Consider the following 18,268-nt stretch of genomic DNA (forward strand, 5'->3'; position numbering starts at 1 on the left):
GAGCCTCACGGTTTCAGCAACCGCAATATTCGCCACGCAAGTGCCACATGATCATGCTTAAGCCTCCTTTAACGCGGGGCGCGCATCGTAGGGACGGGTGGGGACCCGTTCGCGCAACCAGGGGACAACCATGTTCAAGCAGCCGATCGACCGGCGCCTTTTGCTGAAGGGCGCGGCAAGCCTCGCAGTTTTGGCTCCCTTGCCCGCCTGGGCAAGCACCGGGCCGACCGTCACGGAAGTCGCCTTCGATCCCGCCATTCCAGCGCTCGGCAACCCCGATGGCGACGTCACCATCGCCGAATTCGTCGACTATCAGTGCCCGATCTGCAAGCTCGTCTTCGTCGAGCTGAAGAAGTTGATGGAAGAGGACAACGGCGTCCGGCTTGTGATGAAGGACTGGCCGATCTTCGGCGACGTGTCGCGCGACGCGGCGCGGGTGACGCTGCTGAGCGGCGAACACTATGGCGCGGCGGTCGATGCGCTGATGACCAACCAGCGCGGCCTTTCGGAACGCCGCACCAACGACATCCTTTCTTCCGTCGGTGTCGATGTGGCGATGGTGCGTGCCGACCTCGCCATCCGTGAACCCGATATCGACGCTGCCCTTGTCCGCACCGAAGTCCAGGCGGCGGCGTTCAAGCTGCGCGGCACGCCAGCCCTGGTCATCGGCGGCAACTTGTATCGGCGCGGCATGCCGGTGTCCGAACTGAGACAAGCCGTCGCCAAGGCGCGCTCGGCCTGATGCTTGAAAGCCGGGCGGCAGTCTGCCACAAGGGCCGCTTGTGTGCTGAAGCTTGATCGGGACCGGCAATGAAGACGTTTTTCATGCAGATAAAGTGCGATCTGGGCAAGTCCTACGAGGTCGCCAGCGCGCTCGCCGATGCCGAAATCGCCTCGGAAATCTACTCGACCGCCGGCAATTACGACCTGCTTGCCAAATTCTATGTCGACGACGAGGAAGATGTCGGCCACTTCGTCAACGAGAAGGTGCAGATTATTCCCGGAATCAAGGACACCTTCACGGTCGTCACTTTCCGCGCTTTCTAAAGCAATTCCAGGAAAAGTGTGAAGCGGTTTTCCGTCCGGAATTGCGTCGAAGCAAAAAGCCATGGCAGGTCGCCGTTGCCATGAAACGGTGAACTGCTATGGCCGCATCAGGCACTTGCCCGGCGACAAGGCAGAGCCTGATTAAGGTCCCGTTCCGACTGCCCGAATTTTGGGCAGTCGAAACATACTGATCGCCGATATCCTCCAAATCACCGATTGCGCTTGATTTTCTCCCGCGACGCCAGTGAAATGGCGTCACAGGGGAGTATGCGATTGGCAGCGTTCGATGAAATGCTTCCGGAAGTTTCCGGGCTTAGACAACCGTATACGGCTTACGACCGCTGGCTGAAGGAGCAGGACCCGGCCAGGCTTACCGAAAAGATGCAGGACGCCGAGCGCGTCTTCCGCAAGACCGGCATTACCTTCGCCGTCTATGGCGAGCAGGAAGCCTCCGAGCGGCTGATCCCCTTCGACATCGTGCCGCGCATCATCTCCGGCAATGAATGGCGAAGGCTGACGCAAGGCATCGAGCAGCGCGTGCAGGCGCTGAACGCTTTCCTCGACGACATTTACCACCGCCAGGAAATCCTGCGCGCCGGCCGCGTGCCGAGGGAGCTGATCGCCAGGAACGAGGCGTTCCTGCCGGAAATGATCGGAGTGCGGCCACCGGCCGGCGTCTACACCCACATTATCGGCGTCGATATCGTCCGCATCTCGGAGAACGAGTTCTACGTGCTGGAGGACAATGCGCGCACGCCGTCGGGGGTCTCCTACATGCTGGAGAACCGCGAGACGATGATGCAGCTCTTTCCCGAGCTGTTCCAGCAGATCAAGGTGCGGCCGGTGGAGAATTATCCGCAATTGCTGCGCCAGTCGCTGGCGGCAGTGCGGCCGCAAAGCACCAAGGGTGCACCGACCATTGCCGTGCTGACGCCGGGCAGCTTCAACTCCGCCTATTTCGAACATGCCTTCCTCGCCGACCAGATGGGCGTGCAGTTGGTCGAAGGCCAGGATCTGCGCGTTGTAGACGGCCACGTCGCCATGCGCACGACCGAAGGCTACAAGCAGATCGACGTGCTTTACCGGCGCGTCGACGATTCCTTCCTCGATCCGCTGACCTTCCGGCCGGACTCGGCCCTTGGCGTGCCCGGCATCATGGACGTCTACCGCGCCGGCAACATCACCATCGCCAACGCGCCGGGAACCGGCATCGCCGACGACAAGGCGATTTATTCCTACATGCCCGACATCGTCGAGTTCTACACCGGCCGCAAGGCCATCCTCGGCAACATCCCGACCTGGCGCTGCTCGGAGCCCGACAGCCTGAAATACGTGCTCGAACACATCCATGAGCTGGTCATCAAGGAAGTGCACGGCTCCGGCGGCTACGGCATGCTGGTCGGCCCGGCTGCGACCAAGAAGGAATGCCAGGATTTCGCCAAGAAGCTGCAGGCGAAGCCCTCCAACTACATCGCCCAGCCGACGCTGGCGCTGTCGACTTGCCCGATCCTGACCGAAAAAGGCCTGTCGCCGCGCCATGTCGATCTCAGGCCCTATGTTCTGGTCTCCGACCGAATCCAGATCGTTCCCGGCGGCTTGACGCGGGTGGCGCTGAAGGAGGGGTCGTTGGTCGTGAATTCCTCGCAAGGCGGCGGCACGAAGGATACGTGGGTGTTGGACGATTAGGTAGGGAATAGGGCAGTAGGCAGTAGGCAGTAGGCAGTAGAGGGACAAGAAATGCCATATTCCACAGAGATTCAAATGCTTACTAATCCCTACTCACTATTCCCTACTCACTAGCCCCGAAGGGCCACTTCACATGCTTCTCGGCCGCACCGCCAACGGGCTCTACTGGATGAACCGCTATATCGAGCGGGCGGAAAACATGGCGCGTCTGGTCGATGCCGGCCTTCGCATGGCGCTGACCCGCACCCAGAGCGCGTCGGAAGAGTGGAATTCGGTGCTGCTCAGCGCCGGCTCCGACGTCACCTTCACGCAGAAATACAAGGACTATACCGCCGCCAATGTCGCCGACTTCCTGCTGCGCGACACCTCGAACCCGTCGAGCACGATGTCGGCGATCGAGACCGCTCGCAACAATGCCCGCATGGTGCGCACCGCGCTGACGCGCGAGACCTGGGAGAGCATCAACGAAGCCTGGATGGCCCTGAAGCGCATGCTGGCAAAGCCGATCGACGAGCGCGACCTGCCGAGTGTGCTCGACGCCATCAAACGCGAGACGGCGCTGATCCGCGGCTCGTTCTACGGCACGATGCTGCGCAACGAGATCTTCGACTTCTCGCAGCTCGGCACCTATGTCGAGCGGGCCGACAACACGGCACGCATCCTCGACGTGAAATACTACGTGCTGCTGCCGTCGATCTCCTGGGTCGGCTCGAGCCTCGACAACTACCAATGGGAATCGATCCTGCGCTCGGTGTCGGCGCACCGTTCCTATCGCTGGGTCTATGAGGCCGACTACAAACCGACCAATATTGCCGACTATCTGATCCTCAATGTGCGCATGCCGCGTTCGCTGACCTTCTGTTATCGTTTTCTCGCCGAGCATCTGAAGTTCCTGGGCGACGACTATGGCGACCGTCATGCCTGCCACGCCACCGTCGACAGGACACAGGCGATGCTGCAGGCAGGGTCGATCAAGGACATATTCGACGCCGGCCTGCACGAATTCCTGGCCAGGTTCATTCAAGACAACACCAAGCTTGGCGAAGAGATCGCACAAGATTACCGGTTCAATTGAGCATGATCGCGAACCGGAGGGCCGCGCTAGCGACAAGTGAGACCCGGTTTTCGGATAAGATCATGCTTACAAACGGAAAATAGGCATGCGGCTCAAGATCACCCACCGTACCGAATACCGCTACGACGCGCCGGTGCACTATCTGTTGCAGCGGCTACGCCTGTTACCGGTCAGTGGCCCGACGCAGACCGTGCTGTCCTGGGCGCTGAAGATCGAGGGCGCGCGCGAGGAAGTCCGCTTTAACGACCATTTCGGCAACGATAACAGGCTGTTGAGCGTCGAGGGCGAGCGCGACTTCATCACCGTCGAGGCCTCCGGCGAGGTTGTCACGCGCGACACAGCGGGCGTCTCGGGTCCGCATCACGGCTTTGCGCCGCTGTGGCTGTTCAGCCAGGAGACAGCTTTGACCATCCCCGGCGAGGGCATAAGCGAGCTTGCCGCGGCGGTCGGCAAAGGTACCGACATCGAAAGGCTGCATCGGCTGATGGCGCTGATCGTCGAGCGCGTCGCCTACACGCCGGGCACCACCAGTGTGACGACCCCGGCGGAAGAGGCATTGGCGCTGAAGACCGGCGTTTGCCAGGATCACAGCCACATCTTTGTCACCGCAGCCCGCGTCATGGGTTTTCCGGCCCGCTATGTCAGTGGCTATCTGATGATGGATGCGGCCATCGAGCAGGCGGCGAGCCATGCCTGGGCCGAAGCCCATGTTCAGGGTCTCGGCTGGGTCGCCTTCGATGCCGCCAACGGCATTTCCCCGATGAACGCTATGTCAGGGTAGCCACCGGCCGTGATTATCGCGACGCCTCGCCGGTATCGGGAATTCGACTGGGACAGGCGGAGGAACAGCTTGCAGTCACCGTCACGGTAGAGCAGTAGTCTCCGGCAAGATTGCTGCCTGAAGAGATTCCATGACTTATTGCGTCGGCCTCAAGATCGATCGTGGGCTCGTGTTCATGTCGGACACGCGCACCAATGCCGGGATGGATTCGATCTCCACTTTCAAGAAGATGCATGTCTGGGAAGAGCCAGGCGAGCGCGTCATCGTGCTGATGTCGGCCGGCAATCTGGCTACAACGCAGGCCGTGGTCAGCCTGCTCGACGAGCGCACCAAAGCTGTGGCGGAACGCCACGCGACGCTGCTCGAGACCCCATCCATGTACCAGACGGTGCGGCTGGTCGGCGACACCGTCAAGGAAGTCATCGCCAGCTCGTCGCCTGCCGGCGAAAAGGCGGATTCCTATTTCAACGCCTCCTTCATCCTCGGCGGCCAGATCAAGGGCAGCCCGCCACGGCTGTTCATGATCTATCCCGAGGGCAATTTCATCGAATCGACCGACGACACGCCGTTCTTCCAGATCGGCGAGACCAAATACGGCAAGCCGATCATCATCCGTGCCTATGAAAGGACGATGAGCCTGGCTGAAACGGTCAAGCTCTTGCTGGTATCGTTCGATTCGACGCTGAAATCGAACCTGTCCGTCGGCCTGCCTCTCGACCTGCTGTTCCTGGAGGAGGACACGTTCACGGTGGGTTTGAAAAAGCGCATCGGCCAAGACGATCGATATTATCGTGCTATTTCCGAAGGCTGGTCGAACGCGTTGAAGACGGCCTTTGCCAGCCTGCCGGATTTTCCGGGGTAGCGCGGGAACCTTCGTCGCGGTTGCCTGTCTCTATTTAACATGTTAATCAAAATTCAAACGGCTGGCTGATCGGCGCGTCGGGAGGATCCATGGACAACGAGCAATTCCGCGACTGGTCGAGGCGCGCCGCCGACTGGGGCGCTGATTACCGCGCCGGCCTTCGCGATCGGCCCGTGCGACCTGCCATAGCGCCGGGCGAGATCTTCAGGAGCATCGAAGCTTCTCCGCCGGAGGCCGCGGAATCGATGGAGACGATCTTCGCCGATTTCGAAGCCAAGATCGTGCCCGGCATGACGCATTGGCAGCATCCGCGTTTCTTTGCTTATTTCCCGGCCAATGCAGCACCCGTCTCGGTGGTTGCCGAATATCTGGTCTCTGCGATGGCCGCGCAGTGCATGCTGTGGCAGACTTCGCCGGCGGCGACAGAGCTTGAGACGCGCATCGTCGACTGGATGCGCCAGGCGCTCGGCCTGCCCGAAGGCTTTTCCGGCGTGATCCAGGACTCCGCATCATCGGCGACGCTGGCCGCCGTGTTGACCATGCGCGAGCGCACGCTCGACTGGCAGGGCAACAAGAAGGGTCTTTCCGGGCAGGGCAGGCTGCGCGTCTATTCCTCCGACCAGGTGCACACCTCGATCGACCGCGCCATCTGGGTCGCCGGCATTGGCGAGGAAAACCTCGTCCGCATTCCCGTCGCCGGCACCTACCGCGCCATGGATACCGCGGCTTTGGAAGCGGCGATTGTTGCCGACCGCGCGGCCGGCCTATTGCCGGCCGGCATCATCGCGTGCGTCGGCGGCACCAGCACCGGCGGCACCGACGACATCGCTGAAGTGGCCGCGGTGGCCAAACGCCAGGGGCTCTATCTGCATATCGACGCCGCCTGGGCCGGATCGGCGATGATCTGTCCGGAATACCGGCATTTCTGGACCGGTGTCGAGGGCGCGGACTCGATCGTCTTCAACCCGCACAAATGGCTGGGCGCGCAATTCGACTGCTCGATCCAGTTCGTCCGCCAGCCGGAGGATCTCGTGCGCACGCTGGCGATCAAGCCGGACTATCTGAAAACTCGCGGCCATGACGGCATCATCAACTACTCCGAATGGTCGGTGCCTCTCGGCCGTCGCTTCCGGGCGCTGAAGCTGTGGTTCCTGCTGCGCGCCCATGGCCTCGAGGCGCTGCGCACCATGATCCGCAGTCACGTCGCCTGGAGCGAAGGCATAGCAGCGCGCCTGGCCGAGGAGGAGGATTTCGAGCTCGCCAGCCAGCCGATGCTGTCGCTGTTCTCGTTCCGGCATCGCGCCGCATCCGGCGCTGACTGCGACGAGCACAATCTGCGTCTGGTCGACGCCATCAACAATGACGGCCGTATCTACCTGACGCAGACGCGTGTCGATGGGCGGGTCGCCATCCGCTTCCAGGCAGGCCAGTTCGAGACAACCGCGGCCGATGTCGATACCGCCTTCACTGTCATCTGCGAGTGTGCAAGATCCCCGAAGGACTGACAGGGATTGCCCGGGTGGTTGCCGCCGCCGGGGCAAGCCAGCAAGGACTTGCGAGCAAGCATATGGCCGGAAGGGCCGAAGGGGTTAGCCAGAATCTGACGGGCGTCTGGAGCGGGCGCTATTTCTATCCGCGCGAACTGCCGCCGGTTTCCTTCGTTGCAACGCTGATCGAGACGGCAACCAGCTTGACGGGGATGACCCACGAACCGGCGGCGACCAGCACGGCAAGATACGCAAGCCTGCAGGGGCAGCGAGAGGGCAACGCCGTCTCCTTTACCAAGACATACGACAAGGCCGAATTGAAGGCGCACCCGATTCACTACAGCGGCATCATCAACGGTGATGCAACCGAGATCAAAGGCACTTGGCGAATCCCCGGATACTGGTCCGGCAATTTCCTGATGATCCGCTCGCCAGGTAAAGTCGCGGCTGTCACCCGCAAGGTGGCGGAGCGGGTCTGAGCCGTATCTGCCCGGTTCGCCTTTGCAATCATCGATATTTCATTAGCCGGCGTCTCCCTTTTCATTGCTTTCGTTTTCAGCTACAAACAAGAAAAACGAAAACGGGAGGTTCTCAGTGTATTTGTCGCCGCGCCATGCCGAAATCATCCAGATGGCGAAGGACCATGGCCGTGTGCTGGTCGATGACCTCGCCACGCATTTCAACGTGACGCCACAGACCATCCGCAAGGACCTCAACGATCTCTGCGACCAGCGGCTGCTGACGCGCATCCATGGCGGGGCCCTGTTCCCGTCCGGCATCGAGAACATGGAGTATGAGGCGCGCCGCAAGATTGCCGCCGACGAGAAGGAGGCCATCGGCCGCGCAGCGGCCAGGCTGATACCCGACAACGCCTCCCTGTTCATCAATATCGGCACCACGACCGAGTCGGTCAGCAAGGCGCTGCTCGACCATACCGGGCTGATGGTCATCACCAATAATATCAATGTTGCCAACAGGATGCGCATCTATCCTTCGATCGAGGTGGTAATCGCCGGCGGCGTCGTGCGTGGCTCCGACGGCGGCGTTGTCGGCGAGGCCGCGGTCGATTTCATCAGGCAGTTCAAGGTCGACTATGCGGTGATCGGCGCCTCGGCCATCGACCATGACGGCGCGTTGCTCGATTTCGACTTTCGCGAAGTGAAAGTGGCGCAAGCCATTATTGCCAATGCCAGGCATGTCATCCTGGTCTCCGACCAGACCAAGTTCGAACGCACCGCGCCGGTTCGCATCGGCCATCTCTCGCAAGTCAACACCTTCATCACCGACCGTTGCGACATCCCGTCGGTGCGCCGGATCTGCGAAGAGGCCGAGGTGCAATTGATTGAAACGTCGCTCGGATAGCGGCGCCATCACGGCCCCGTGATATTTCGTTTGACATTCGTTCTTATTTCGAAATAATCCCACTACGGTTTCGTAAAAACCTAAAAATGCTGCAATGCGAAATCGCGGGAGGGCTTTGTGGACGCAATCCATGACATCTTCGTCATCGGTGGCGGCATCAATGGCTGCGGCATCGCCCGCGACGCCGTTGGGCGGGGCTTTTCGGTGTTTCTGGCCGAGATGAACGACCTCGCCAGCGGAACCTCCTCCGGTTCGACCAAGCTGATCCATGGCGGCCTGCGCTATCTCGAATTCTACGAGTTCCGGCTTGTGCGCGAGGCGCTGATGGAGCGCGAGGTTCTGTGGAAGAACGCGCCGCACATCATCTGGCCGATGCGCTTCGTGCTGCCCTATGCCAAGGGCCTCCGCCCGGCCTGGCTGATCCGGCTCGGCCTGTTCCTCTACGATCATATTGGTGGCCGCAAATTGCTGCCGGCGACCCGAACACTGGACATGTCCAAGGATCTGGCGGGCAAGCCGCTGAAGCCGCTGTTTCACAAGGCCTTCGAGTACTCGGACGGCTGGGTCAACGATGCCCGGCTGGTGGTGTTGAACGCGCGTGACGCCGCCGACCGCGGCGCCACCATCCGCACCCGCACGAAAGTCGTCGGGGCGCGGCGCGAAGGCGATCTATGGGCGATCCGCGTGGAAGACGTGCGGACGGGAGATGCCGACGAGGTCAAGGCCCGGCTGCTGGTCAATGCCGCCGGTCCGTGGGTCGACCACGTCCTGTCGACCACCGTGGGCCAGAACGACGTGCACAATGTGCGCCTGGTGCAGGGCAGTCATATCGTCATCAAAAAGAAATTCGATGATCCGCGCGCCTACTTCTTCCAGAACAAGGACGGGCGCATCATCTTCGCCATCCCTTACGAGGAAGAATTTACGCTGATCGGCACCACCGATCGCGACTATCCCGGCGATCCGCATGACGTGAAGATCAGCGACACCGAGATCGACTATCTCTGCGCGGCGGCGAGCGAATATTTTGCTGAAGCCGTGACGCGTCCCGATATCGTCTGGACCTATTCTGCCGTGCGCCCGCTCTATGACGACGGTGCTTCGAAGGCGCAGGAAGCGACCCGCGACTATGTGCTAAAAGCCGATGGCGGCGAGGGCAAGGCGCCGATCGTCAACGCTTTCGGCGGCAAGATCACCACCTACCGCCGGCTGTCGGAATCAATGCTGGAAAAGATCGAAGGTTTTCTCGGCAAGCGCGGCAAGCCGTGGACGGCGAACGCGCCCTTGCCAGGCGGCGATTTCCCGGCCACCGGTTTCGACGCCCAGGTGGCGAAGCTGAAGAGCGCCTATCCTTTCCTCGACCAGCGCCTGGCGCGTCGGTTGACCAGGCTTTACGGCACGCGCGCGCAAGTGCTGCTCGGCCTCGCCAAGTCGAACGCCGATCTCGGCCGCAATTTCGGCGCCGATCTCTATGAGGCCGAGGTACGCTACCTCAGCGAAAACGAATGGGCGCTGACCGCCGAAGATGTATTGTGGCGTCGCACCAAGCGCGGTCTGCATCTCAGCCGCGAACAGGCCTCGGCGCTTGACGAATTCATGCGCGGCATCAGCCGGCGCCATGTCGCGGCAGCGGAATAGGGAAGGCGATTGATGCACAAAGCCTGGGAGGAGGCATCATGCTGGAACTGAGAAACGTGACGAAGATGGTCGGCGCGGTGGAGCATATCCGCGACGTGTCGCTGACGCTTCAGCACGGCTCGCTCAACGTTTTGCTCGGGCCGACACTGTCGGGCAAGACCAGCCTGATGCGGCTGATGGCCGGGCTCGACGTGCCGACCACCGGTTCAGTCTGGTTCGACGGCCAGAATGTCACCGGCATGCCGGTGCAGCAGCGCAAGATCGCCATGGTCTATCAGCAGTTCATCAACTACCCCGCGATGACCGTCTACGAGAACATCGCCTCGCCGTTGCGCGTCGCCGGCACCGACCAGGCCAAGATCGACAAGGAAGTCCGCAACGCGGCAGGGCTTCTGAAGCTCACACCCTATCTCGACCGCACGCCGCTCAGCCTGTCCGGCGGACAGCAGCAGCGTACGGCGCTGGCCCGCGCCATCGTCAAGAATGCCAGCCTGGTGCTGCTCGACGAGCCGCTCGCCAATCTCGACTACAAATTGCGCGAGGAGCTGCGCGCCGAACTGCCCAAGATATTTGCCGCCGCCGGCACCATTTTCGTCTACGCCACGACTGAGCCGCATGAAGCCTTGCTGCTCGGCGGCAATACGGCGACGCTGTCCGAGGGGCGGATCACCCAATTCGGGCCGACCATCGACGTCTTCCGCAAGCCGATCGACCTGGTGACGGCGAAAACCTTTGCCGATCCGCCGCTCAACACCATCGTGCTGGCCAAGAAGGGCCCGGATTTCCTGCTCGAGGGCGGCGTCAAGCTGCCGGTGCCGGCCGAACTCGCCGGCATTGCCGACGCCAATTACACGATCGGCTTTCAGCCGCATCATCTGTCGCTGGAGCGGCCCAACGCTGCCGCGGTGCCGGTGCGCGCCAAGGTGACGATCACCGAGATCACCGGCTCGGAAAGCTTCATCCACCTCGATTTTGCCGATGCGCGCTGGGTCATGCTGACCCACGGCATCCGGGATTTCGAGCCGGACGCCGAGATCGAGGTGTTTATCGATCCGCGCCACATCATGGTCTTCGACAGCAACGGCAGCGCCGTCGCCGCGCCGAAGCTTGCGGCCTGAGGGGGAAGAGATGGCGCGCATCGACGTCAACCATGTCAGGCACTCCTACCTGCCCAATCCGCAGAAGGATGCCGATTTTGCGCTGCGGGAAGTGCACCACACATTCGAGGATGGCGGCGCCTATGCGCTGCTTGGGCCCTCGGGTTGCGGCAAGACCACGCTGCTCAACATCATTTCGGGACTTCTGCACCCCTCGCACGGTGAGTTGTTGTTCAACGGCAAGGACGTCACCAATCTGTCGACGCAGGAGCGCAACATCGCGCAGGTGTTCCAGTTCCCGGTCATCTACGACACCATGACCGTTTACGACAATCTTGCCTTCCCGCTGCGCAATCGCGGCGTGCCGGAGGCCGATGTCGACCGCAAGGTGCGCGAGACGCTGGAGATGATCGACCTGGCGTCGTGGGCGAAGAAGAAGGCGAGGGGCCTGACCGCCGACCAGAAGCAGAAGATCTCGCTCGGCCGCGGCCTGGTGCGCTCGGATGTCAATGCCATCCTGTTCGACGAACCGCTGACGGTTATCGATCCGCACATGAAGTGGGTGCTGCGATCGCAGTTGAAGCAACTGCACCGCCGCTTCGGCTACACCATGGTCTATGTCACCCATGACCAGACCGAGGCGCTGACCTTCGCCGACCAGGTCGTCGTCATGTATGATGGCGGCATCGTCCAGATCGGCACGCCGGCTGAATTGTTTGAGCGCCCGCGCCACACATTCGTCGGTTACTTCATCGGCTCGCCCGGCATGAACGTCATGCCGGTGGCGATCGACGGCAAGACCGCGACCATTGGCAGCCAACGCATCGAGCTGCCCGGCGCGCCAAAGACCGCCGCTGGGAGCTCCGGCGCCATCGAACTCGGCATCCGCCCCGAATATGTCAGGCTCGGCCGTGACGGCATGGCGGTTAAAATCAGCAAGGTCGAGGATCTCGGCCGCCACAAGGTGGTGCGCGCCAGCCTCGAAGGCCGCGAGATCGCTGCCGTCATCGGCGAGGACGAGAGCGTGCCGGCCGACCCAAAGGTTCGCTTCGATCCGGCCGGCATCAACATCTATGCCGATTCCTGGCTGGTTGAGATGGGGCGTGTCGAGATGGGGGCATAGATGGAAAAGACCTGGAACAACAAGGCCTGGTTCCTGGTGCTGCCGGTGCTGGTGCTGGTGGCGTTCTCGGCCGTCATTCCGCTGATGACGGTCGTCAACTATTCGGTGCAGGACACCTTCGGCAACAACGTCTTCTTCTGGGCAGGCACCCAGTGGTTCGAGGAACTGCTGTCGTCCAGCCGCTTCTGGGAAGCGATGGTGCGCAACCTGATCTTCTCCTTCATCATTCTGGCCATCGAAGTGCCGCTCGGCATATTCATCGCGCTCAACATGCCGAAGAAGGGCTGGGGCGTGCCGGTCTGCCTGGTGCTTATGTCGTTGCCGCTGCTCATTCCGTGGAACGTCGTCGGCACCATCTGGCAGGTCTTCGGCCGCAACGACATCGGCCTGCTCGGCTACTACGTCAACGCGCTCGGCATCGACTACAATTACGTTCAGGATCCGTTCGACGCCTGGGTCACCATCATCATCATGGACGTCTGGCACTGGACCAGCCTTGTCGTGCTGCTCTGCTATGCCGGCCTGGTTTCGATCCCGGATGCCTTCTACCAGGCGGCCAAGATCGACGGCGCCTCGCGCTGGGCGGTGTTCCGTTATATCCAGCTGCCGAAGATGCAGCGTGTGCTTTTGATCGCCGTGCTGTTGCGCTTCATGGATAGCTTCATGATCTACACCGAGCCCTTCGTCGTCACCGGCGGCGGCCCCGGCAACTCGACGACCTTCCTGTCGATCGACCTCGTCAAGACCGCGCTCGGCCAGTTCGACCTCGGTCCGGCGGCCGCCATGTCGCTGGTCTACTTCCTGATCATCCTGTTGTTGTCGTGGGTGTTCTACACCGTGATGACCAACTACGACGCGGAGCGCTGAGATGAGCGGCGCCAACGAAAGAGCCGACAGAGTGAGCGAAACCACCGCTTCGGGAAAATTGGCGAGCACGCTTTCGCAGGATCAGGTCGCCCGGCTGATGCGCAAGCGCGGCGAGGAATCGCGCTGGTGGTGGATCGTGCCGACGATCTACATCATCGTGCTTCTGCTGCCGATCTACTGGCTCATCAACATGAGCTTCAAGACCAATGCCGAGATCGTCTCCTCGCTGACGCTCTATCCGCATCAGCCTACGATCGCCAACTACGTCACTATCTTCACCGATGCGTCCTGGTATTCGGGCTACATCAACTCGATCACCTATGTTGTCATGAACATGGTGATTTCCGTGGCTGCGGCGCTGCCGGCGGCCTACGCCTTTTCGCGCTACCGCTTCCTCGGCGACAAGCATCTGTTCTTCTGGTTGCTGACCAACCGCATGGCGCCGCCGGCGGTGTTCGCGCTGCCATTCTTCCAGCTCTATTCGGCCTTCGGCCTGATCGACACCCACATCGCTGTGGCGCTGGCGCACTGCCTGTTCAACGTGCCGCTGGCGGTGTGGATCCTCGAAGGCTTCATGTCGGGCGTGCCCAAAGAGATCGACGAAACAGCCTATATCGACGGCTACTCCTTCCCGCGCTTCTTCGTCAGGATATTCATGCCGCTGATCGCCAGTGGCATCGGTGTCGCCTGCTTCTTCTGCTTCATGTTCTCATGGGTCGAACTTTTGATCGCCCGCACGCTGACCACCACTGACGCCAAGCCCATCGCCGCCACCATGACCCGCACCGTTTCGGCCGCCGGCATGGATTGGGGCCTGCTCGCCGCCGCCGGCGTGCTGACGCTGATCCCCGGCGCGCTCGTCATCTGGTTTGTCCGCAACTACATCGCCAAGGGCTTCGCCCTGGGGAGGGTGTGATGAAACAAAAGCACGGGTTCATCCTCACCACCACCGCCAATGGCTTTGCCCTGGGGAGGGTGTCACCATGAATCTCGACCTCACCTGGATGGCGTGGACGTGGCCGACGGCGGCGTTCTTCGGCACCATTCTTCTGCTGCTGTGCGGCATGGCGTTTTGGGAATTTGCCTCGCCGGGCGGCAATCCGCGCGTCGGCGTCCTGCGCTTCGAGACGACGCGCGGCGACCGTCTTTTTCTGTCGCTGCTTGGCAGCGCCTTTATCCATCTCGCTTGGCTGGGTCTTGTCGGATCCAACCTGTGGTGGGCTCTCGCTCTCTCCGTGGTCTACGCCGTCGGCGTGTTCCGCTACGTATAGAGGGGGAAACTGTTGGATCGACCGCGTGCCGGCGGCCGTTCCAGATCGCACTTGAAACCTAAATGTGGAGGAAACCTATGCGACGGCAATTTTTAACATCAACAACTGCCCTTGTCCTGTTGCTCGGGGTAGGCAACGCCTACGCCGGAATGGATGAGGCCAAGGCGTTTCTGGACAAGGAAATCGGCCCGCTGTCGACGCTCGACCGCGCCGGCCAGGAAGCAGAAATGCAGTGGTTCATCGATGCCGCGAAGCCTTTCGCCGGCATGGACATCAAGGTCGTGTCCGAAACCATCGCCACCCACCAGTATGAATCGCAGGTGCTGGCGCCGGCCTTTACCGCCATCACCGGCATCAAGATCACGCATGACGTCATCCAGGAAGGCGACGTCGTCGAGAAGATCCAGACCCAGATGCAGACCGGCCAGAACCTTTATGACGGCTGGGTCAACGATTCCGACCTGATCGGCACCCACTGGCGCTACCAGCAGGTCCGCAACCTGACCGACTGGATGGCGGGCGAGGGCAAGGACGTTACCAATCCGAACCTCGACCTGAAGGATTTTATCGGCACCTCCTTCACCACCGCGCCGGACAAGAAGCTCTATCAGCTGCCCGACCAGCAGTTCGCCAACCTCTACTGGTTCCGTTACGACTGGTTCAACGACGAGAAGAACAAGGCCGACTTCAAGGCGAAATACGGCTACGACCTCGGCGTTCCCGTGAACTGGTCGGCCTATGAGGACATCGCCGAGTTCTTCACCGGCCGCGAGATCGATGGCAAGAAGGTCTATGGCCACATGGACTACGGCAAGAAGGACCCGTCGCTCGGCTGGCGCTTCACCGACGCCTGGCTGTCGATGGCCGGCAACGGCGACAAGGGCCTGCCGAACGGCCTGCCGGTCGACGAATGGGGCATCAAGGTCAACGAGAAATCACAGCCGGTCGGCTCCTGCACGGCGCGCGGCGGCGACACCAACGGCCCGGCTGCCGTCTACTCGATCCAGAAATACCTCGACTGGCTGAAGGCCTACGCTCCGGCCGAAGCCCAGGGCATGACCTTCTCCGAATCCGGCCCGGTGCCGGCACAGGGTGCGGTCGCGCAGCAGATATTCTGGTACACCGCCTTCACCGCTTCGATGGTCGACGCCGGCGCCAAGGCGGTGCTGAACGACGACGGAACGCCGAAGTGGCGCATGGCCCCGTCGCCGCATGGCGTCTACTGGAAGGACGGCATGAAGCTCGGCTATCAGGACGTGGGTTCCTGGACGCTGATGAAGTCGACGCCGACCGACCGCGCCAAGGCCGCCTGGCTCTACGCGCAGTTCGTGACCTCGAAGACGGTCGACGTGAAGAAGAGCCATGTCGGCTTGACCTTCATCCGCGAAAGCACGATCCACGACAAGAGCTTCACCGAACGTGCGCCGAAGCTCGGTGGTCTGATCGAGTTCTACCGCTCGCCGGCCCGCGTTCAGTGGTCGCCGACCGGCACCAACGTGCCCGATTATCCGAAGCTGGCACAGCTCTGGTGGCAGGCGATCGGCGATGCCTCGTCCGGCGCCAAGACGGCGCAGGAAGCCATGGACTCGCTCTGCGCCGAGCAGGAAAAAGTCATGACCCGCATCGAGAAGTCGGGCGTCCAGGGCGATATTGGCCCGAAGATGGCCGAAGAGCATGACCTCGCCTACTGGAACGCCGACGCGGTCAAGAACGGCAATCTCGCGCCTCAGCTGAAGATCGAGAACGAGAAGGAAAAGCCGATCACCATCAACTACGACGAACTGGTGAAGAGCTGGCAGAAGTAATCTTGGCGTACGCGCCAGGATCATAGTGAACGGGGAGGCGGCATCTTGCCGTCTCCCCTGTTTGTATAGGCGAGCTACCGGGAGGACTAATGACCGGATACATCCTTGCAATCGACCAGGGTACGACATCGACCAGGGCGATCCTGTTCGACGGCGCGATGAAGGTCGCCGGCAGCAAGCAGCAGGAATTCACGCAGCATTATCCTGCCTCCGGCTGGGTGGAGCATGATCCGGAAGAGATCTGGGCAAGCGTCGTCGCGACGGTCAAAGGCGCGCTGAAGGCCGCCGGCCGCGAGGCCTCGGATGTGGCGGCGATCGGCATCACCAACCAGCGCGAAACCGTCGTCATCTGGGACAAGGCGACCGGCAAGCCGATCCACAATGCCATCGTCTGGCAGGACCGCCGCACCGCGCCGCTGTGCCAGAAGCTGAAAAAACACGGCCTGGAGAAAAAGTTCACCAAAAAGACCGGCCTGCTGCTCGATCCCTATTTCTCCGGCACCAAGATCGCCTGGATGCTGGACAAGGTAAACGGTGCGAGAAAGCGCGCCGAAAAGGGCGAACTGCTCGCCGGCACTATCGACAGTTTTTTGATCTGGCGGCTGACCGGCGGCAAGGTGCATGCGACGGATGCCACCAACGCCTCGCGCACGCTGGTCTATAACATCGAGAAAAATGTCTGGGACGACGAGCTGCTCTCCATCCTGCGCATCCCGGTGGCGATGCTGCCTGAGGTCAAGGATTGCGCCGACGACTACGGCGTGACGGAAAAAAGCCTGTTTGGCGCCGAAATCAAAATCCTTGGCGTGGCCGGCGATCAGCACGCAGCGACCATCGGCCAGGCCTGTTTCGAGCCAGGCATGATGAAATCGACCTATGGCACCGGCTGCTTTGCGCTGCTCAACACCGGCGCCGATCTGGTGCGCTCGAAGAACCGGCTGTTGACCACCATCGCCTATCGGCTGAACGGCAAGACCACCTATGCCTTGGAAGGCTCGATCTTCATCGCCGGTGCCGCCGTGCAATGGCTGCGCGACGGCATCAAGGTGATCGGCAAGGCCGAGCATAGCGGCGTTTTGGCTGCAACCGCCGACCCCACGCAGAACGTCTATCTGGTGCCGGCTTTCGTCGGTCTCGGCGCGCCGCATTGGGACGCCGAAGCGCGTGGCGCGATCTTCGGGCTGACGCGCAACTCAGGCCCGGCGGAGTTTGCCCGCGCGGCGCTTGAATCCGTCGCCTACCAGACGCGCGATCTCCTCGACGCCATGCGCAAGGACTGGAAGGGGGCATCGGCCAAAACCGTGCTTCGCGTCGACGGCGGCATGGTGGCCTCCGACTGGACCATGCAGCGGCTGGCCGATATCCTCGATGCCCCGGTCGATCGCCCGACCATTCTGGAGACGACGGCGCTGGGCGCAGCGTGGCTTGCCGGCTCGAAGGCGGGTGTGTTGCCGAAGGCGAAGGATTTTGCCAGGAGTTGGGCGCTCGAGCGCCGCTTCAAGCCGGACATGGATGCCACGGTGCGTTCGGCAAAACTGGCCGGCTGGCGCGATGCGGTGCGCCGGACGCTGAGCGTACGGTAGTAAATCGTGGCGGGGGAAGGGGATGAATCCACACTGGTATGTCGCCTGGCGCGACGAGGCTGTCGAACAATTGGATGCAAAGAATGCACGCTTGCACCAGAAATTCCGACTCGGCAGTTGGCCTCGCTATGACTATGATCTGACAGAAGGAAAGCTTCTGTTCTCGGACAACGGCATCACCAAGGTCGTCGCCGAAATCCAAATCGCCGGATCGACGAGTGCCAAGGCCAGCAACTGGCTCTGGGCTTGGGCAAATTCAAACCTGCCTGGCGAACTGCTTGCCGACGCAAAGCTGGTTCGGTCATTCGGACAGGAGCATTCCATTGATGAGCTGGCTCAATCCTATGCGATAGATTTGAACAACGACCTGGAAGTGCTCGGCTGGAAGATGACCGCAGTTGCGGTTCGAATCTGCAACGGCCTCGGTGCATACCGTTCTCCGCGTGGTGAAGGCGGAGCCCTGTATCTGATCTTCAAGAGCGTCAATTGGGCCAGCTAATCCGCCGCGCCCGTACCCAAGCAACCTACGGAAAGGCCCGCGCCGTTGCCGGCGCGGGCTTTTCTACACAACACTTGGTACCAAC

General features: G+C 61.6%; 17 protein-coding genes and 1 pseudogene. All 18 read left to right on the plus strand.

Translation table 11 applies throughout. The features are described 5' to 3' along the window. The first annotated feature begins 130 nt into the window (after positions 1 to 130). Positions 131 to 742, plus strand: a complete 612-nt coding sequence (locus tag NLY44_RS06510; protein WP_023696513.1) for a DsbA family protein — start codon at positions 131 to 133, stop codon at positions 740 to 742. Between the two features lie 68 nt (positions 743 to 810). Next, positions 811 to 1,047 (plus strand): Lrp/AsnC family transcriptional regulator, encoded by a 237-nt coding sequence (locus NLY44_RS06515; protein ID WP_023670963.1) that lies wholly within the window; start codon positions 811 to 813, stop codon positions 1,045 to 1,047. A 273-nt stretch (positions 1,048 to 1,320) separates the two neighbouring features. Continuing rightward, positions 1,321 to 2,733 carry a circularly permuted type 2 ATP-grasp protein gene (locus NLY44_RS06520; protein ID WP_023670964.1) on the plus strand — a complete coding sequence of 471 codons (1,413 nt, stop codon included), beginning with the start codon at positions 1,321 to 1,323 and terminating at the stop codon, positions 2,731 to 2,733. Between the two features lie 133 nt (positions 2,734 to 2,866). Further along, positions 2,867 to 3,808 carry an alpha-E domain-containing protein gene (locus NLY44_RS06525; protein WP_023693403.1) on the plus strand — a complete coding sequence of 314 codons (942 nt, stop codon included), beginning with the start codon at positions 2,867 to 2,869 and terminating at the stop codon, positions 3,806 to 3,808. A gap of 85 nt (positions 3,809 to 3,893) precedes the next feature. Further along, positions 3,894 to 4,687 (plus strand): annotated as a pseudogene (locus NLY44_RS06530) (transglutaminase family protein). A 32-nt stretch (positions 4,688 to 4,719) separates the two neighbouring features. After that, entirely contained in the window at positions 4,720 to 5,451 is a 732-nt protein-coding gene (locus NLY44_RS06535) for a proteasome-type protease (RefSeq protein ID WP_023684646.1), read from the plus strand. A gap of 89 nt (positions 5,452 to 5,540) precedes the next feature. Next, positions 5,541 to 6,956, plus strand: a complete 1,416-nt coding sequence (locus NLY44_RS06540) for a pyridoxal phosphate-dependent decarboxylase family protein (protein WP_023806042.1) — start codon at positions 5,541 to 5,543, stop codon at positions 6,954 to 6,956. 14 nt (positions 6,957 to 6,970) lie between these two features. Further along, positions 6,971 to 7,417, plus strand: a complete 447-nt coding sequence (locus NLY44_RS06545) for a hypothetical protein (RefSeq protein ID WP_023693406.1) — start codon at positions 6,971 to 6,973, stop codon at positions 7,415 to 7,417. A gap of 115 nt (positions 7,418 to 7,532) precedes the next feature. Next, positions 7,533 to 8,300: a DeoR/GlpR family DNA-binding transcription regulator gene (locus NLY44_RS06550; RefSeq protein WP_023742487.1), complete on the plus strand. Its 768-nt coding sequence runs from the start codon at positions 7,533 to 7,535 to the stop codon at positions 8,298 to 8,300. A gap of 117 nt (positions 8,301 to 8,417) precedes the next feature. Then, positions 8,418 to 9,938, plus strand: coding sequence for a glycerol-3-phosphate dehydrogenase (glpD, locus tag NLY44_RS06555; protein ID WP_023806043.1), 1,521 nt, complete (start codon positions 8,418 to 8,420; stop codon positions 9,936 to 9,938). Between the two features lie 38 nt (positions 9,939 to 9,976). Next, a complete protein-coding gene (locus NLY44_RS06560; RefSeq protein ID WP_023684650.1) occupies positions 9,977 to 11,056 on the plus strand; it encodes an ABC transporter ATP-binding protein in 1,080 nt (359 codons plus the stop codon). A 10-nt stretch (positions 11,057 to 11,066) separates the two neighbouring features. Continuing rightward, complete coding sequence (locus NLY44_RS06565) at positions 11,067 to 12,158, plus strand: ABC transporter ATP-binding protein (protein WP_023730147.1); 1,092 nt, start codon at positions 11,067 to 11,069, stop codon at positions 12,156 to 12,158. After that, entirely contained in the window at positions 12,159 to 13,025 is an 867-nt protein-coding gene (locus NLY44_RS06570; RefSeq protein ID WP_023670975.1) for a carbohydrate ABC transporter permease, read from the plus strand. Between the two features lies 1 nt (position 13,026). Further along, positions 13,027 to 13,941 carry a carbohydrate ABC transporter permease gene (locus NLY44_RS06575; protein ID WP_023670976.1) on the plus strand — a complete coding sequence of 305 codons (915 nt, stop codon included), beginning with the start codon at positions 13,027 to 13,029 and terminating at the stop codon, positions 13,939 to 13,941. A 67-nt stretch (positions 13,942 to 14,008) separates the two neighbouring features. Then, positions 14,009 to 14,296 carry a DUF2160 domain-containing protein gene (locus tag NLY44_RS06580; RefSeq protein ID WP_023693410.1) on the plus strand — a complete coding sequence of 96 codons (288 nt, stop codon included), beginning with the start codon at positions 14,009 to 14,011 and terminating at the stop codon, positions 14,294 to 14,296. A 77-nt stretch (positions 14,297 to 14,373) separates the two neighbouring features. After that, the gene (locus NLY44_RS06585; protein WP_023670978.1) at positions 14,374 to 16,101 is read left to right on the plus strand and encodes an ABC transporter substrate-binding protein; all 1,728 of its coding nucleotides are present in this window, start codon (positions 14,374 to 14,376) and stop codon (positions 16,099 to 16,101) included. Between the two features lie 89 nt (positions 16,102 to 16,190). Beyond that, positions 16,191 to 17,684 carry a glycerol kinase GlpK gene (gene glpK / locus NLY44_RS06590; RefSeq protein ID WP_023806044.1) on the plus strand — a complete coding sequence of 498 codons (1,494 nt, stop codon included), beginning with the start codon at positions 16,191 to 16,193 and terminating at the stop codon, positions 17,682 to 17,684. A 22-nt stretch (positions 17,685 to 17,706) separates the two neighbouring features. Next, on the plus strand, positions 17,707 to 18,183 hold the full coding sequence (locus NLY44_RS06595; protein ID WP_023806045.1) for a DUF6882 domain-containing protein: 477 nt from the start codon (positions 17,707 to 17,709) through the stop codon (positions 18,181 to 18,183). Positions 18,184 to 18,268: the final 85 nt, after the last annotated feature.

Origin of the sequence: Mesorhizobium sp. C089B (assembly GCF_030323125.1) — a bacterium.
GTDB lineage: Bacteria > Pseudomonadota > Alphaproteobacteria > Rhizobiales > Rhizobiaceae > Mesorhizobium.

What these genes read in the sequence shown, in the direction of transcription:
- NLY44_RS06580 (WP_023693410.1), top strand. Translation starts at nt 14,009, where the DNA reads ATGAATCTCGACCTCACCTGGATGGCGTGGACGTGGCCGACGGCGGCG.
- glpK (WP_023806044.1), top strand. Translation starts at nt 16,191, where the DNA reads ATGACCGGATACATCCTTGCAATCGACCAGGGTACGACATCGACCAGG.
- NLY44_RS06535 (WP_023684646.1), top strand. Translation starts at nt 4,720, where the DNA reads ATGACTTATTGCGTCGGCCTCAAGATCGATCGTGGGCTCGTGTTCATG.
- NLY44_RS06560 (WP_023684650.1), top strand. Translation starts at nt 9,977, where the DNA reads ATGCTGGAACTGAGAAACGTGACGAAGATGGTCGGCGCGGTGGAGCAT.
- NLY44_RS06510 (WP_023696513.1), top strand. Translation starts at nt 131, where the DNA reads ATGTTCAAGCAGCCGATCGACCGGCGCCTTTTGCTGAAGGGCGCGGCA.
- NLY44_RS06565 (WP_023730147.1), top strand. Translation starts at nt 11,067, where the DNA reads ATGGCGCGCATCGACGTCAACCATGTCAGGCACTCCTACCTGCCCAAT.
- NLY44_RS06585 (WP_023670978.1), top strand. Translation starts at nt 14,374, where the DNA reads ATGCGACGGCAATTTTTAACATCAACAACTGCCCTTGTCCTGTTGCTC.
- NLY44_RS06570 (WP_023670975.1), top strand. Translation starts at nt 12,159, where the DNA reads ATGGAAAAGACCTGGAACAACAAGGCCTGGTTCCTGGTGCTGCCGGTG.
- NLY44_RS06525 (WP_023693403.1), top strand. Translation starts at nt 2,867, where the DNA reads ATGCTTCTCGGCCGCACCGCCAACGGGCTCTACTGGATGAACCGCTAT.
- NLY44_RS06575 (WP_023670976.1), top strand. Translation starts at nt 13,027, where the DNA reads ATGAGCGGCGCCAACGAAAGAGCCGACAGAGTGAGCGAAACCACCGCT.
- NLY44_RS06595 (WP_023806045.1), top strand. Translation starts at nt 17,707, where the DNA reads ATGAATCCACACTGGTATGTCGCCTGGCGCGACGAGGCTGTCGAACAA.
- NLY44_RS06515 (WP_023670963.1), top strand. Translation starts at nt 811, where the DNA reads ATGAAGACGTTTTTCATGCAGATAAAGTGCGATCTGGGCAAGTCCTAC.
- NLY44_RS06540 (WP_023806042.1), top strand. Translation starts at nt 5,541, where the DNA reads ATGGACAACGAGCAATTCCGCGACTGGTCGAGGCGCGCCGCCGACTGG.